Origin of the sequence: Pseudomonas sp. SK3(2021), from assembly GCF_016772375.1 — a bacterium.
GTDB classification, from domain to species: domain Bacteria; phylum Pseudomonadota; class Gammaproteobacteria; order Pseudomonadales; family Pseudomonadaceae; genus Aquipseudomonas; species Aquipseudomonas chlororaphis_I.
On sequence record NZ_CP061943.1, the window covers coordinates 5,502,087 to 5,517,328 of the forward strand.

Consider the following 15,242-nt stretch of genomic DNA (forward strand, 5'->3'; position numbering starts at 1 on the left):
GCAGGTTGCCCTTTATCAGTCAGTTTTCGTGCCAAAAATAAAATCAATATAAATCAATTAGTTAAAATAAATGTAGTCATATCGACACACAGGCACTTATAGTCATTAAGACCATACGGAGTCATTATGACCGCAAAATCCCTGCTCACCGCCTTGTTGCCCCTGGTCTCCGACCTGTCCCGCGAACTGCCCGAAGGCGAGCGCTACCGCCGCCTGCTGGAAGCCATGCGCGCCCTGCTGCCCTGCGACGCCGCCGCGCTGCTGCGCCTGGATGGCGAATGGTTGGTACCACTGGCGGTGGACGGCCTGAGCACCGATACCCTGGGCCGGCGTTTCAAGGTCAGCGAACACCCGCGTTTCGCCGCCCTGCTCAGCCATCCCGGCCCTACCCGCTTCGCCAGCGACAGCAACTTGCCGGACCCTTACGACGGCCTGGTGGATGGCCTGCATGAACACCTGGAAGTCCACGACTGCATGGGCTGCCCGCTGTTTATCGACGAGCGCCCCTGGGGCCTGCTGACCCTGGATGCCCTTGACCCACAGCGCTTCGAACCCATCGAACTGGATGCCCTGCAGGCCTTCGCCAGCCTGGCGGCGGCCACCGTCAACGCCGCCGAGCGCATCGAGCGCCTGGCCCTGCGCGCCGAAGACGAACACCAGCGCGCCGAGGTCTATCGCCAGGCCAGCGGCCAGAACCGCGAAATGATCGGCCAGAGCAAGGCCCACAAACGCCTGCTGGAGGAAATCGGCCTGGTCGGCGGCAGCGACCTGACGGTGCTGATCACCGGCGAAACCGGGGTCGGCAAGGAACTGGTGGCCCAGGCCATCCACGCCGCCTCGCCCCGGGCCGACAAGCCGCTGATCAGCCTCAACTGCGCCGCCCTGCCCGACACCCTGGTGGAAAGCGAACTGTTCGGCCACGTACGCGGCGCCTTCACCGGCGCCACCAACGACCGCCGCGGCAAATTCGAGCTGGCCAATGGCGGCACGCTGTTTCTCGACGAAGTGGGCGAGTTGTCGCTGACCGTCCAGGCCAAGCTGCTGCGCGTGCTGCAAAGCGGCCAGCTGCAACGCCTGGGTTCGGACCAGGAGCATCGGGTCGACGTGCGGCTGATCGCCGCCACCAACCGCGACCTCGCCGAAGAAGTGCGCAGCGGTCGCTATCGCGCGGACTTCTATCACCGCCTCAGCGTCTACCCGCTGCTGGTGCCGGCCCTGCGCGACCGCGGCCGCGATGTGTTGCTGCTCAGCGGCTACTTCCTCGAACAGAATCGCTCGCGCATGGGCCTGGGCAGCCTGCGCCTGACCAGCGATGCCCAGGCGGCGCTGCTGGCCTACGCCTGGCCGGGCAACGTCCGTGAGCTGGAACACCTGATCGGTCGCAGCACCCTCAAGGCCCTGGGCAATTGCCGCGAACGGCCGAAGATCCTCAGCCTGAGCGCCACCGACCTGGACCTGCCGGACGCCTCGGCACCGGTCGCGTCCCAACCCGCCCCGGCAGCCATGGCCGATATTCCCGGCAGCGGCGATCTGCGCCAGGCCACCGAAAACTACCAGCGCCAACTGATCAGCGCCTGCCTTGAACGTCATCGGCACAACTGGGCCAGCGCCGCCCGCGAGCTGGGCCTGGACCGCGCCAACCTGGGACGCATGGCAAAGAGGCTAGGCTTGAAGTGACTCACTTGTAGCCGAAGGCTGCGATCAGCCTGGACGGCATTGCGACGACACGGCCGTGAACCCGCTACATGAGGGGTGACCGAAACGACGCAATGGTTGATCTTGCGAGGACTGTGTCCTCGATCGCAGCCTTCAACGGCGGCTACAGATTGCGCGGGTCGCGGATATTGGGATTAAGCCTAAAGCCAGCCCTGCACGCGTCGATAACCCGTTATCGCTAGCTGTTCGCGGCCCATGGCGCGAACCACCTTTTCCACAGAAGGTTTTTATGTCTTCCAACAAAGCCCGCGCAGACTCCCTTTCGCTTCTGCTGTTCACCTTGCGCAGCGGCAAGCTGATGGCAATCAACCTGCTCAAAGTCAGTGAAATCATCCCCTGCCCACCGCTGACCAAACTGCCGGAATCGCACCCGCATGTGAAAGGCATCGCCACCCTGCGAGGCAATTCGCTGTCGGTCATCGACCTGAGCCGGGCCATCGGCGAACGGCCGCTGGAAGATCCGGAGGGCGGCTGCCTGATCGTCACCGACGTCAGCCGCTCCAAGCAGGGCCTGCATGTGCAGGCGGTGAGCAAGATCGTGCATTGCCTGACCACCGATATCCGCCCGCCGCCCTATGGCTCCGGCGGGGTCAAGTCCTATATCACCGGGGTCACCCAGGTCGACGGTACCCTGGTGCAGGTGCTGGACATCGAGAAAGTCATCCACGGCATCGCCCCGGCGCAGATCGAAACCGCGCCGACCGAGCTGAGCATGGAAGAGGCCGAACTGCTGGGTAACGCGCGGATCCTGGTGGTCGACGACAGCCAGGTGGCCCTGCAGCAGTCGGTGCATACCCTGCGCAACCTCGGCCTGCAATGCCACACCGCGCGCAGCGCCAAGGAGGCCATCGACTGCTTGCTGGACCTGCAAGGCACCGCCCAGGAGATCAACCTGATCGTCTCGGACATCGAGATGTCGGAGATGGACGGTTACGCCCTGACCCGCACCCTGCGCGAGACCCCGGACTTCGCCCACCTCTACGTCCTGCTGCATACCTCGCTGGACAGCGCCATGAACGCGGAAAAGGCCCGCCTGGCCGGCGCCAACGCAGTGCTGACCAAGTTTTCCTCGCCGGACCTGACCCGCTGCCTGATCGAAGCGGCCCGGCACGTCACCGCACAGAGCGCCTGAGCCATGGCCGACGACTACTGCCTGCTGATGCGCCGCGACCTGACCGGGCAAGCGATACCCGCCAGCTGGCCGGCCGCCTTCAGCCTCGAAAGCTATCGGCCGGAGCTGGCCGCAGCGGTGCATGGCCTGATGCACCTTGGCTATCAGGACGGTGGCGGGCGCGTGCCGGAGCTGGACAGCTGGCGCCAGCGTTTCGAAAGCGACGCCGAATACGACCCACAACTGTGCCTGGTGGCCCAGGATGCCGAGGGCGTCGTCGGGGTGATCCAGTGCTGGACCAGCGCCTATATCAAGGATCTGGTGGTGCATCCGCGGGCCCGCGGCCAGGGCCTGGGACGGGCCTTGCTGCTGCAGGCCTTCGAGGTCTTCCGCCAGCGCCGCGAAGCCTTTGTCGACCTGCGGGTACTGGAAGACAACCCGCGAGCCCGCGGGCTGTACGACAGCGTCGGCATGCGGGTGATCCGCCGCGAGCAGGTTCCCCACACGCCGCTGTAACACCTGTAGCCGCTGCCGCAGGCTGCGATAAGGCCGAAGGCCTTCGGCGATATTGAAACCTTGCGCCCCCTTCGGGCGCGATCGCAGCCTGCGGCAGCGGCTACAGATCTTTCATCGCGAGCGTCTCAGGCATACTCCTGCGCATACCCGCGAACGAAGGAACGCCCCGCCATGAAAGCCCTGCCTCTGAGCCTCGCCTGCCTGACCGCCCTCCTCGCCAGCCAGGTCCAGGCCTCGAGCCCGGACGCCTGGGCGACATTCGACAAGCAGGTGCGGGCCAGCTGCATCAAGGCCAGCCAACTGAAGAATGTCAAAGTGCTGGGCAATGCCGTGCAGTTCGACGACCGGGTCGGCTACAGCGCCCTGCTGCTCCAGGGCCAATACCCGCAAAAACACATGAAGGGCCAGACCGGCACCGAACTGTGCCTGTACGACAAGCAGCGCAAGAGCGCCCATGTCACCGAATGGGATTCGATCCGCCCCGCCCTCGAGGCCAAGGACCGGTGACTGGCGCATAACTTGCTTCGAGAGCGCTATTTAGAGGGCGATGTGAGTCATTCCGTCGCCGCCTCCACCTTTCGACTATGGCTGCCGGCTCAATGAATACTCGTTTTTCCTGCGTAGGCTGCGGCAAGTGCTGCCACGATCACCACGTCCCCCTGACCCTCGGCGAAGCCCGCCAGTGGGCGCTGGATGGCGGCCAGGTAATCGTGCTGGTGGAGGGGTTCCTGAGCAACGGCCTGGGGCTGCCGGCCCAGCAGCGTGAACACGCCGAACGGCGTTCCTGCGTAGTGCCCAGCGGCAGTGCCCAGGCCCATGTGGCGATCACTTTCGCCGCCTATAACATCGGCCCCTGCCGGAATCTTGACGAAGACCAGCTGTGCCGGATCTATGAGCGCCGGCCGCTGGTGTGCCGCATCTACCCGATGGAAATCAATCCGCACATCCCGCTCAACCCGGCGATCAAGGAATGCCCGCCAGAGTCCTGGGAAAAAGGCCCGCAGCTGATTGTCGGCGGTGAACTGGTGGACCGGGAACTGGCCGAACTGATCCAGCGTTCGCGCCAGGCCGACCGCGACGACATCCACAGCAAACAAGCCATCTGCCAACAGCTGGGGATTCACACCACCGCCCTCAAGGGCGACGGCTTTACCGCCTACCTGCCGGACATGGCCGCCCTGGCCGAAGCCATCGAGCGGGTCCAGGCGCAACCGCTGGCCGCACCGGCCAGCGAGTGGCTGTTCCATGTATCCGGTGAAGACATTGCCGGGCAAGTGCAGGACGCCGGCGCCCAGGTGGTGACCGAGGCGCCACTCACCTACGCCTTCATTGCCCTGCGCGCGGCCTGATCTGTAGGCGCAGCCGCAGGCCGCGTTCGGACGATCGCGCCCGAAGGGAGCGCAAGACCTCAAGATTGTCGAAGGCCTACGGCCTTATCGCAGCCTTCGGCAGCGGCTACAGAAGCCTGGACTCAGCGCTTGCCCATCGAGCGACGGGTGCCGGGTGGCGCCGCGCCTGGGGTCTTGGTGTGGCCGTTGGTGGCGCCGTTCTTGTACCAGGGTTGCCGGGCATTCTTGGCCTGGGCGAATTCGGACGGCTTGAACGGAAACTTGAACGGCGCGATCGCCGGCTTGCCTTCGCCAGGCGCGCTGGCGTCATCGACCTGTTCGGCGCTGGGAGCGTCGGACACAGGCGGTTGTGCTGGGGTAGTCATGGAAGCTCCGGGTGAAAAGCAAAGGCCGGGCCCGGGGAAGCGGGCCGCGAGGGCCGGCAGTATACCCACGTTGCGGGTCTTTGACCTGCGGCGGCCGGCATGGGCCAGGTCCACCGGTCGGCCTTTGCTGACAGTGCTGTCAGGCAGGCGTCACGTTGCTGACCGGGTCGGCCGGCTATAAAGGGACCATCGATACTGACCATCCTCCCGTCCCACCTGCCCCCGGCGCTGGCATCCATGCGGAATCGAAAAACAACCCTTGTGCTCGCAGGCGTGCTCGCCGTTCTCGCCGCCGCTGGCCTGTGGTACCTGCTCAAGCCGTCCAGCGCCAAACTGGCAGTGCCGACCGCCGTGCCGGTGCGAGTGATCAGCGTCGCCCAGCGGGATGTGCCGCGGTATGTCAGTGGCATCGGTTCGGTGCTGTCGCTGCACAGCGTGCTGATCCGGCCCCAGGTGGACGGCATCCTCACCCGGCTGTTGGTCAAGGAAGGTCAGCGGGTCAAGGCCGGCGACCTGCTGGCGACCATCGACGACCGCTCGATCCGCGCCAGCCTCGACCAGGCCCGGGCGCAACTGGCGGAAAACCAGGCGCAACTGCAGGTGGCCCAGGTCAACCTCAAGCGCTACAAGCTGCTGTCGGTGGATGACGGCGTGTCCAAGCAGACCTACGACCAGCAGCAAGCGCTGGTCAACCAGCTCAAGGCCAGCGCCCAGGGCAACCAGGCCGCCATCGATGCGGCGCAGGTGCAGCTGTCCTATACCCAGATCCGCTCGCCGGTGTCCGGTCGCGTCGGCATCCGCACCGTGGACGAAGGCAACTTCCTGCGCACCAGCGATACCCAGGGCCTGTTCTCGGTGACCCAGATCGACCCGATCGCGGTCGAGTTTTCCTTGCCGCAACAGATGCTGCCGACCTTGCAGGGGTTGCTCGTCGCCGAACACCCGGCCACGGTGGACGCCTACCTGGGCGCCGATACCGACTCCGCCACCGGCGAGCGCCTGGGCGAAGGCCACCTGAGCCTGATCGACAACCAGATCGACTCCCATACCGGGACCATCCGCGCCAAGGCCGAATTCAGCAATCCCGGGCAAAAGCTCTGGCCCGGCCAGCTGGTGACCATCAAGCTGCGCACCGCCGTGGAAAAGGCCGCCCTGGTGGTGCCGCCCAGCGTGGTGCAGCGCGGCCTGGACAAGCACTTCGTGTATCGAATCAAGGACGACAAGGTGGAAATCGTCCCGGTGCAGATGGTCTATCAGGATAGCGGCCAGAACATCATCAAGGGCGTGCAGGCCGGCGACCTGCTGGTCAGTGACGGCCAGTCGCGGCTCAAGGCCGGCTCCCCCATCGAAGTGCTCAGCGAACCGCCACAACAGGTCCAGGCCGCGAACACGGAGCCGCAACCATGAAGGGCCACGGTTCGATCTCCGCCTGGTGCGTCGATCATCCGGTCGCCACCCTGCTGCTGACCTTCGCCCTGGTGCTGATGGGCGCCATCGCCTTTCCGCGACTGCCCATCGCCCCGCTGCCGGAAGCGGAATTCCCGACTATCCAGGTCTCCGCGCAATTGCCTGGCGCCAGCCCGGAAACCATGGCCTCTTCGGTGGCCACGCCGCTGGAGGTACAGTTCAGCGCCATCCCCGGCATGACCCAGATGACCTCCAGCAGCGCCCTGGGCTCGACCAACCTGACCCTGCAATTCACCCTCGACAAGAGCATCGATACCGCCGCCCAGGAAGTGCAGGCGGCGATCAACACCGCCTCGGGCAAGCTGCCCAACGACATGCCGAGCCTGCCCACCTGGCGCAAGGTCAACCCGGCGGACAGCCCGGTGCTGATCCTCAGCATCAGCTCCACGCAGATGCCCGGCACTGAACTGAGCGACTACGTGGAAACCCTGTTGGCCCGGCAGATCAGCCAGATCGACGGCGTCGGCCTGATCAATATCACCGGCCAGCAACGTCCGGCGATCCGCGTCCAGGCCTCGCCCGACCGACTGGCGGCCATCGGCCTGACCCTGGCCGATATCCGCGTCGCCCTGCAGCAGGCCAGCCTCAACCTGGCCAAGGGCGCGCTGTATGGCGAGTCGAGCATCTCCACCCTGTCGACCAACGACCAGCTGTTCCATCCCGATGACTACGGCCAGTTGATCGTCTCGTACAAGAACGGCGCGCCGGTGCAACTCAAGGATGTCGCCCGGGTCATCAGCGGACCGGAAAACGCCTACGTCCAGGCCTGGTCCAACGACCAGCCGGGGCTCAACCTGGTGATCTTCCGCCAGCCGGGGGCGAACATCGTCGACACCGTGGACCGCATCCAGGGCGAACTGCCACGCCTGGAGGCCATGCTGCCGGCCTCGGTGGACGTGACCGTGCTCTCGGACCGCACCAAGACCATCCGCGCCTCCTTGCACGAAGTGGAGATCACCCTGCTGATCGCGGTGCTGCTGGTGGTGGCGGTGATGGCGCTGTTCCTGCGCCAGCTGTCGGCGACGCTGATTGTCTCCAGCGTGCTCGGGGTGTCGCTGGTGGCCAGCTTTGCGCTGATGTATGTGATGGGCTTCAGCCTGAACAACCTGACCCTGGTGGCCATCGTGATTTCGGTGGGTTTCGTGGTCGACGACGCGATTGTCGTGGTGGAAAACATCCATCGCCACCTGGAGGCCGGCGACGGCATGCGCGAGGCGGCGATCAAGGGCGCCGGAGAAATCGGCTTCACCGTGGTGTCCATCAGCTTCTCGCTGATCGCCGCGTTCATTCCCCTGCTGTTCATGGGCGGCGTGGTCGGGCGGCTGTTCAAGGAGTTCGCCCTGACCGCCACCTCGACCATCCTGATTTCCGTGGTGGTGTCGCTGACCCTGGCGCCTACCCTGGCGGCGCTGTTCATGCGCGCCCCGACGCATCGTCCCCACGATCGCCCGGGCTTCGGCGAACGCCTGCTGGCGCTCTACGAACGCGGGCTGCGCCGGGCCCTGGCCCATCAGCGGCTGATGCTCGGCCTGTTCGGCCTGACCCTGGGCCTGGCCATCGCCGGCTATGTGTTCATTCCCAAGGGCTTCTTCCCGGTCCAGGACACCGGCTTCGTGCTGGGCACCAGCGAAGCGGCGGCCGACATCTCCTACCCGGACATGGTGGAAAAGCACCTGGCCCTGGCGAAGATCCTCGGTGCCGACCCGGCGGTGGAAACCTTTTCCCATTCGGTCGGCGTCACCGGCAACAACCAGACCATCGCCAACGGCCGCTTCTGGATTGCCCTCAAGGACCGCGGCCAGCGGGACGTTTCCGCCAGCCAGTTCATCGACCGCATTCGCCCGCAACTGGCCAGGGTCCCGGGCATCGTCCTGTACCTGCGGGCCGGGCAGGACATCAACCTCAGCTCCGGGCCGAGCCGCAGCCAGTACCAGTACGTGCTCAAGAGCAACGACGGGCCGACGCTGACTACCTGGACCCAGCGCCTGACCGAGAAGCTGCGGGCCAACCCGGCCTTTCGCGACCTGTCCAACGACCTGCAACTGGGCGGCAGCATCACCCATATCAGCATCGACCGCAGCGCCGCGGCGCGTTTCGGCCTGACCGCCAGCGATGTCGACGAAGCGCTCTACGACGCCTTCGGCCAGCGCCAGGTCAACGAATTCCAGACCGAGACCAACCAGTACAACGTGATCCTCGAACTGGATGCCAGGCAGCGCGGCAAGGCCGAGAGCCTGAATTATTTCTACCTGCGCTCGCCCCTGAGCGGCGAGATGGTGCCATTGTCGGCGCTGGCCAAGGTCGACCCGCCCACCGTCGGCCCGTTGTCCATCGCCCACGACGGTATGTTCCCGGCCGCCAACCTGTCGTTCAACCTGGCGCCCGGCGTGGCCCTGGGCGATGCGGTGATCATGCTCGAGCAGGCAAAAAACCAGATCGGCATGCCCGCCTCCATCGCCGGCAACTTCCAGGGCGCGGCCCAGGCCTTCCAGAGTTCCCTGGCCAGCCAGCCATGGCTGATCCTCGCCGCGCTGGTGGCGGTGTACATCATCCTCGGCGTGCTCTACGAGAGCTTCGTCCATCCGCTGACCATCATTTCCACCCTGCCCTCGGCCGGCCTCGGCGCACTGATCATGCTCTGGCTGCTGGGCCAGGACTTCTCGATCATGGCCCTGATCGGCCTGGTGCTGCTGATCGGCATCGTCAAGAAAAACGGCATCCTGATGATCGACTTCGCCCTCGAAGCCCAGCGCAAGGGCGGGCTGGCGCCCCAGGAGGCAATCTACCAGGCCTGTATCACGCGTTTCCGGCCAATCATCATGACCACCCTCGCCGCGCTGCTCGGCGCCTTGCCGCTGATGCTCGGTCATGGCGCCGGCGCCGAGCTGCGCCAGCCACTGGGAATCGCCGTGGTCGGTGGCCTGCTGGTGAGCCAGGCGCTGACGCTGTTCACCACTCCGGTCATATACTTGTGGCTCGAGCGGCTATTCCATCGGCCCACACCAGCGCCAGCACTGGCGAGCACATCCTGAGGCGGGGTCATGCGCGTTCTGATTATCGAAGATGAAGAGAAAACCGCGGACTATCTGCACCGCGGCCTGACCGAACAAGGCTACACCGTGGACCGCGCGCGCGACGGTGTCGAGGGCTTGCACCTGGCGCTGGAAAGCGACTACGCGGTGATCGTGCTCGACGTGATGCTGCCCGGCATCGACGGCTTCGGCGTGCTGCGGGCCCTGCGCGCGCGCAAGCAGACGCCGGTGATCATGCTCACCGCTCGCGAGCGCGTCGAAGACCGCATCAAGGGCCTGCGCGACGGTGCCGACGATTACCTGGGCAAGCCCTTTTCCTTCCTCGAACTGGTGGCGCGCCTGCAGGCCTTGACCCGCCGTAGCGGCGGCCACGAGCCGGTGCAGATCAGCATCGCCGACCTGTGGATCGACCTGATCAGCCGCAAGGCCAGCCGCGCCGGCACACGCCTGGACCTGACCGCCAAGGAGTTCTCGCTGCTCAGCGTGCTCGCCCGGCGCCAGGGCGAGATCCTGTCGAAAACCGCGATCGCCGAGATGGTCTGGGACATCAACTTCGACAGTGACGCCAACGTCGTCGAAGTGGCGATCAAGCGCCTGCGGGCCAAGCTCGACGGGCCATTCGAACAGAAACTGCTGCACACCATCCGCGGCATGGGTTATGTGCTGGAGAACCGCGGTGCCTCGTAACTCGATTGCCCTGCGCCTGAGCGGGCTGTTCACCCTGGTGGCCCTGCTGGTGTTCCTGCTGATCGGCGGCGCGCTCTATCAACAGGTGGACAAGGGCCTGGGCCTGCTGCCCGAGGCCGAACTGGATGCGCGCTACAGCGTACTGGAATCGGCCCTGACGCGCTTCGGCACCCCGGAGCACTGGGCCAAGATCAACAACAAGCTCAAGCTGCTCAGCGAAGAAGACAAACGCATCCGTTTCTGGGTGGTCAGCGACGACCCCGCCTACGAATACGGCAACCCCGACCCGCAGATCCGCCGCTTCGCCCAGGGCCCGCTGGGCATGCGCGACCTGACCCTGCCCGGACATCCCTATCCGCTGAAAGTGCTGGTCAGCCAGCTGCCGGCCAAGGAGCTGCGTCCGCCGCTGCGTTTTCTGATCGCTATCGACACCGAGACCGTCTATGAGACCCAGCACCAGCTGTTGGTTGCCCTGATCAGCCTGGCCATCGTCGGCGTGCTGCTGGCCTCGGCGCTGGGCTACTGGGTGGCGCGCATCGGCCTGAAACCCTTGATCGGGTTGTCCGAGGGAGCCCAGCGCCTGACCCCGCCGCGGCTTTCCGGGCGCTTGCAGCTGTCGTCGCTGCCGCCGGAACTGACGCAGTTCGCCAACTCGTTCAACTCGACCCTGGAGCGGGTGGAACAGGCCTATTCGCGCCTGGAATCCTTCAATGCCGACGTCGCCCACGAACTGCGCTCGCCGCTGACCAACCTGATCGGCCAGACCCAGGTGGCCCTGACCCGCGGGCGCTCCGCCGAGCATTACTTCGAGGTGCTGCAATCCAATCTCGAGGAGCTGGAGCGGCTACGCTCGATCATCAACGACATGCTGTTCCTGGCCAGCGCCGACCAGGGCAGCAAGGCCACCAAGCTCACCAGCACCTCCCTGGCCAGCGAAGTGGCCACCACTCTGGACTACCTGGATTTCATCCTCGAAGACGCCCAGGTCAAGGTCGAGGTGCGCGGCGATGCCCAGGTGCAGATCGAGATCGCCCACCTGCGCCGGGCGCTGATCAACCTGCTGAGCAATGCCGTGCAGCACACCGAGCCCGGGCAGGTGATCCAGGTGCGGATCGATGTGCAGGAACACCAGGTGGCCATCGCCGTGAGCAACCCTGGCCAGGCCATCGCCCGCGAGCATCTGCCGCGGCTGTTCGAACGCTTCTACCGGGTCGACGCCTCCCGCAGCAACAGCGGCGCCAACCACGGCCTGGGGCTGGCGATCGTCAAGGCCATCGCCCTGATGCACGGCGGCGACGTGTTCGTGCGCAGCGATGAAGGTATGAACACCTTCGGCATCTACTTGCCGATCTGAGAGAAGTCAGATACATCCCATTGCCTCTGTCGCCGGCAAGCCTGGCTCCTACGGAAGCGCCGTCAACTATTGCTTTTGGCGTAACAGTGCTTATCCTGTTCGGCGCTTTTTCCAACAGCCCTGAAGTTATATTTTTGTCGCACCTAATTCGAACTTGCTCTGCAAGAAGGTCTTCAGAAATGTCCAACAGTATGGCTATTGCCAGCGCCTTTGTTTTGTCCTCCCTGTTCTTGGCCCCTATGGCCATGGCCGAAGAATCGCAGACGTTCGCCGCGCATAACGCCGCACGCGCCGCTGCATTCCAGGACGCCCGGGAAGCGCTGGCTGCCAAGCGACAGAACGGCGAGCAGCCGCAGAACATCACGGCGGAACAACGCCAGCCGGAAGTTCAGAAAGACAGCTGATACCCGCTACCGACTCGTTTCCCTCGACAACTTCTCTGCTCTAACCCTGGAGTAAGTTGTCTTAAAGCCGCTGATAACAGCGGCTTTTTTTTGCCATGTAGAACTGGCTGTTTCATTCGTTTCACCCAGAACAAGAAACACCCGAATCGACAATAACAACTGTCATCATTCATCCAAGGAGCTTTATACCGGTGAAGGTCACTTCCACTCTCAGCCCGTTATTCATTGCAATGGCTGCAACTATCGCCCCCAGTGTCCAGGCCGCCGACGAGGCCAGCCCAGAAGGCTTCGTCGAAGGCGCAAGCCTCAAGCTCAATGCCCGCAACTACTACATGAATCGCAACCGCCACCAGCAGAACGATGACAATATCGAGTGGGGCCAGGGGTTCCTGGGGATCTTCGAGTCAGGTTATACCCAGGGCACGGTCGGTTTCGGCCTCGATGCCAATGCCATGCTCGGCTTGAAACTCGATGGCGGTGGCGGTACCGACGGTTCGAGCATCCTGCCGGTCAGCGACGGCAGCGGCAAAGCGCCGATGTCGTTTTCCAGCGCTGGCGCCACCCTGAAAATCCGTGCCTTCGGCACCGAGCTCAAGGCTGGCGATCTGTTCCTCAACAATCCGGTGATCGCCGGCGGCCAGAGCCGCATGCTGCCGCAGACCTTCCGCGGGGTCAGCCTGAGCAACCACAGCTTCGACGGCTGGCTGCTCGAAGGCGGCCAGGCCAGCTTCACCAAGCTCTACAACCAGAGCGGCCGCCAGCGTATCGACACAGCCTACGGCAAACTGCTGGACGGCGATGAAAGCCGCCACCTGAACTGGGCCGGCGTGGCCTGGAGCGGCGTGAACGGGCTGACCAGCAGCCTGTACGCCGCCGAACTCAAGGACACCTGGAACCAGTACTACTACGACCTCGACTACAGCTATGCGCTGAACGAGCTGGTGACCCTGAACCCGGGCCTGCACTTCTATCACACCCAGGACACTGGCGACGCGCTGCTGGGCGACATCGACAACAACACCTACAGCCTGCATTTCACCCTGGGCGTGGGCCATCACAGCCTCACCGCCGCCTACCAGCGTGTGAACGGCAACACACCGTTCGACTACATCAACCAGGGCGACAGCATCTATCTGGACAATTCCCAGCAGTATTCGGATTTCAACGGACCCAACGAGCGCTCGTGGAAACTCAAGTACGCCTACGACTTCGCCGGCCTCGGCCTGCCGGGCCTGACTTCGGCGCTCTCCTACTCGCGCGGCGAGCTGGACCTGGCCAAGGTCGACCCGCACAGCCGTGGCTACGCCCACTGGTACAGCGCCGGCGGCGAGCACGCCAAGCACTGGGAACGCGACCTCGACCTCAAGTACGTGGTGCAAGGTGGCAAGGCCAAGGATCTGGCGGTCCGCCTGCAGTGGGCCACCAACCGTGGCGGCAACGGTTATGGCGCGCTGGACAACGACACCGACGAATACCGGGTGATCATCGATTACCCATTCAATGTGTTCTAAGCGCCAGTCAGCAAAGGGCCAGCATCATTTTGCTGGCCTTTTTTTTGTCTGCGATTTATACATGCGCGCGCAGGCGCGATCGGTCTCTGCAACTCTGCTCGCTTCACCCGAAACACCCTTTATAGAAAACGTACACAACGCAGAAGTCAGAACCATGAGTGTGAGTAGTGCGACACCCCGCAACACGACCACCTCGAACCGGTCGGAAAGGATGCTGATTCTCGGAAGCTCATTGATGGTCATCTCCATCCTGAGCATCGTGACCTTCTTGCTGATTCGTGAACGCGGTAGCGCCGAAATGGCTGCCACTCGCGCGGCCTCCAACATCGTGCAATTGATCGACGCCGACGTGCTGCGCAACGTCGAACTGTACGACGTATCACTGCGTGGGCTGATCAGCGCCTCGCAACGTGACGACCTGAAACAGGTCTCGCCGACCATTCGCCATATGGCGCTGTTCGATCGGGCCACCGCGGCGCCCTACAAGGGCGACATCTTGCTGCTCGACTCGCATGGCGACGTGCTCGCCGACTCCGCTTCGGTCGAACCGCGCAAGGGCAACTTTGCCGATCGGGAGTATTTCCAGTCCCATGTGGATAACCCCGATCCGGGCATGCTGATCAGCCGACCGTTCCGCGCTCGCCCACCCGAACTGGACTGGCGTATCAGTTTCAGCCGGCGGGTTTCCAACGAACGCGGGGAGTTCCTCGGCGTGGCCGAAGCAGCCATGCGCCTGGACTACTTCAGCCAGTTGTTCAAAAGCCTGAATGTCGGCCACGACAGCTCGGTCAACCTGATCAGTCGCGACGGTATCCTGTTGGCTCAGGAACCGCCGCGTGCGGACAACCTGATCGGCCAGGACTTCAGCCAACGGCCCAATTTCATCCGCATCCTGCGCGAGGGGAACGGCAGCTTCAAAGGCATGTCCAGCACCCAGCAACCACGCTTGTATACCTTCGCCCAGGTCGGGGACCTGCCGCTGATTGTGATCGTGGCGCTCTCCAGCAATGAAGTATTTGCCTCCTGGCAGCGCACCGCGCTGGTGGTCGGCGGCGCCACCGGTGCGCTGTGCCTGGGCCTGCTGTGGCTGACCTGGCTGCTGTGCCGGGAATTGCGCCGGCGCCAGAGCGCCGAGCAGGAACTCGCGCAACTGGCCGCCACCGATGCCCTCACCGGCCTCGATAACCGCCGTAGTCTGGATCAGGCCCTGGCCCGCGAATGGGGACGCGCGCAGCGCTCCCACAGCGCCCTGTCGCTGCTGATGCTGGACGTGGACCACTTCAAGGCCTTCAACGACCGCCACGGCCACCCGCTCGGCGATGAAGCCCTGCGCATTGTCGCCCGGGTGATCAGTGACACTATCCGTCGCCCCGGCGACCTGGCCGCACGCTACGGCGGCGAAGAGTTCGCCGTGGTCCTGCCAGAGACCGATAACGAAGGCGCCCGGCGTATCGCCGAACATATTCGCCTGGCGATCGAGCGCCTGCCGCCGATCCAGGACGGCGCCTCGCCAATCACCATCAGCATCGGCCTCAGCACCTGGGCGGGCACGCCGAAGTCCAGCCTGAAAGCATTGTGCTCGATGGCCGACAAGGCGCTGTACCAGGCCAAGGCCGAGGGGCGAAACCGGGTGGTGGCGGGCTGACCTCGCTCCCGCATGCCCTGCGCTGTCCGCAGGAACTGCCTGCGACAACATCACTCGGCGCACAGAAACCTGCGGGCATAAAAAA

Annotated in this window: 13 protein-coding genes; 12 read left to right on the plus strand and 1 reads right to left on the minus strand. The window is 64.4% G+C overall.

The genetic code is table 11. From position 1 onward, the window contains the following. The first annotated feature begins 126 nt into the window (after nt 1-126). The 5 genes from norR (at nt 127) to IF690_RS24285 (ending at nt 4,692) form a co-directional block, all read left to right on the plus strand. A complete protein-coding gene (gene norR, locus IF690_RS24265; RefSeq protein WP_202697682.1) occupies nt 127-1,677 on the plus strand; it encodes a nitric oxide reductase transcriptional regulator NorR in 1,551 nt (516 codons plus the stop codon). Between the two features lie 268 nt (nt 1,678-1,945). Further along, on the plus strand, nt 1,946-2,848 hold the full coding sequence (locus IF690_RS24270) for a chemotaxis protein CheV (protein ID WP_202697683.1): 903 nt from the start codon (nt 1,946-1,948) through the stop codon (nt 2,846-2,848). Between the two features lie 3 nt (nt 2,849-2,851). Continuing rightward, nucleotides 2,852-3,343, plus strand: coding sequence for a GNAT family N-acetyltransferase (locus IF690_RS24275; RefSeq protein ID WP_202697684.1), 492 nt, complete (start codon nt 2,852-2,854; stop codon nt 3,341-3,343). A 171-nt stretch (nt 3,344-3,514) separates the two neighbouring features. Beyond that, on the plus strand, nt 3,515-3,850 hold the full coding sequence (locus IF690_RS24280) for a hypothetical protein (RefSeq protein WP_202697685.1): 336 nt from the start codon (nt 3,515-3,517) through the stop codon (nt 3,848-3,850). 92 nt (nt 3,851-3,942) lie between these two features. Further along, entirely contained in the window at nt 3,943-4,692 is a 750-nt protein-coding gene (locus IF690_RS24285; protein WP_202697686.1) for a YkgJ family cysteine cluster protein, read from the plus strand. A gap of 122 nt (nt 4,693-4,814) precedes the next feature. Here IF690_RS24285 and IF690_RS24290 read toward each other — a convergent pair whose 3' ends face one another. After that, complete coding sequence (locus IF690_RS24290) at nt 4,815-5,057, minus strand: hypothetical protein (RefSeq protein ID WP_202697687.1); 243 nt, start codon at nt 5,055-5,057, stop codon at nt 4,815-4,817. Between the two features lie 237 nt (nt 5,058-5,294). Between IF690_RS24290 and IF690_RS24295 the strand changes: the two genes are divergently transcribed. The 7 genes from IF690_RS24295 (at nt 5,295) to IF690_RS24325 (ending at nt 15,157) form a co-directional block, all read left to right on the plus strand. Next, nucleotides 5,295-6,464 carry an efflux RND transporter periplasmic adaptor subunit gene (locus tag IF690_RS24295; protein WP_202697688.1) on the plus strand — a complete coding sequence of 390 codons (1,170 nt, stop codon included), beginning with the start codon at nt 5,295-5,297 and terminating at the stop codon, nt 6,462-6,464. Next, a complete protein-coding gene (locus IF690_RS24300) occupies nt 6,461-9,556 on the plus strand; it encodes a multidrug efflux RND transporter permease subunit (RefSeq protein WP_202697689.1) in 3,096 nt (1,031 codons plus the stop codon). Before IF690_RS24295 ends, IF690_RS24300 begins: the two co-directional genes overlap by 4 nt. A gap of 9 nt (nt 9,557-9,565) precedes the next feature. Next, nucleotides 9,566-10,243, plus strand: coding sequence for a heavy metal response regulator transcription factor (locus tag IF690_RS24305; protein WP_081359866.1), 678 nt, complete (start codon nt 9,566-9,568; stop codon nt 10,241-10,243). Continuing rightward, nucleotides 10,233-11,597 carry a heavy metal sensor histidine kinase gene (locus IF690_RS24310; protein ID WP_202697690.1) on the plus strand — a complete coding sequence of 455 codons (1,365 nt, stop codon included), beginning with the start codon at nt 10,233-10,235 and terminating at the stop codon, nt 11,595-11,597. Before IF690_RS24305 ends, IF690_RS24310 begins: the two co-directional genes overlap by 11 nt. A gap of 179 nt (nt 11,598-11,776) precedes the next feature. Beyond that, complete coding sequence (locus IF690_RS24315; RefSeq protein ID WP_202697691.1) at nt 11,777-12,001, plus strand: hypothetical protein; 225 nt, start codon at nt 11,777-11,779, stop codon at nt 11,999-12,001. Between the two features lie 230 nt (nt 12,002-12,231). Next, complete coding sequence (locus IF690_RS24320) at nt 12,232-13,512, plus strand: OprD family porin (RefSeq protein WP_202697692.1); 1,281 nt, start codon at nt 12,232-12,234, stop codon at nt 13,510-13,512. A gap of 154 nt (nt 13,513-13,666) precedes the next feature. Further along, on the plus strand, nt 13,667-15,157 hold the full coding sequence (locus IF690_RS24325) for a GGDEF domain-containing protein (protein ID WP_202697693.1): 1,491 nt from the start codon (nt 13,667-13,669) through the stop codon (nt 15,155-15,157). The last annotated feature ends 85 nt before the right edge of the window (nt 15,158-15,242 follow it).

Excerpts from the sequence above, each read along its gene's own strand:
- norR (WP_202697682.1), top strand. The coding sequence starts at position 127 with ATGACCGCAAAATCCCTGCTCACCGCCTTGTTGCCCCTGGTCTCCGAC.
- IF690_RS24270 (WP_202697683.1), top strand. The coding sequence starts at position 1,946 with ATGTCTTCCAACAAAGCCCGCGCAGACTCCCTTTCGCTTCTGCTGTTC.
- IF690_RS24275 (WP_202697684.1), top strand. The coding sequence starts at position 2,852 with ATGGCCGACGACTACTGCCTGCTGATGCGCCGCGACCTGACCGGGCAA.
- IF690_RS24280 (WP_202697685.1), top strand. The coding sequence starts at position 3,515 with ATGAAAGCCCTGCCTCTGAGCCTCGCCTGCCTGACCGCCCTCCTCGCC.
- IF690_RS24285 (WP_202697686.1), top strand. The coding sequence starts at position 3,943 with ATGAATACTCGTTTTTCCTGCGTAGGCTGCGGCAAGTGCTGCCACGAT.
- IF690_RS24290 (WP_202697687.1), bottom strand. The coding sequence starts at position 5,057 with ATGACTACCCCAGCACAACCGCCTGTGTCCGACGCTCCCAGCGCCGAA.
- IF690_RS24295 (WP_202697688.1), top strand. The coding sequence starts at position 5,295 with ATGCGGAATCGAAAAACAACCCTTGTGCTCGCAGGCGTGCTCGCCGTT.
- IF690_RS24300 (WP_202697689.1), top strand. The coding sequence starts at position 6,461 with ATGAAGGGCCACGGTTCGATCTCCGCCTGGTGCGTCGATCATCCGGTC.
- IF690_RS24305 (WP_081359866.1), top strand. The coding sequence starts at position 9,566 with ATGCGCGTTCTGATTATCGAAGATGAAGAGAAAACCGCGGACTATCTG.
- IF690_RS24315 (WP_202697691.1), top strand. The coding sequence starts at position 11,777 with ATGTCCAACAGTATGGCTATTGCCAGCGCCTTTGTTTTGTCCTCCCTG.
- IF690_RS24320 (WP_202697692.1), top strand. The coding sequence starts at position 12,232 with ATGGCTGCAACTATCGCCCCCAGTGTCCAGGCCGCCGACGAGGCCAGC.
- IF690_RS24325 (WP_202697693.1), top strand. The coding sequence starts at position 13,667 with ATGAGTGTGAGTAGTGCGACACCCCGCAACACGACCACCTCGAACCGG.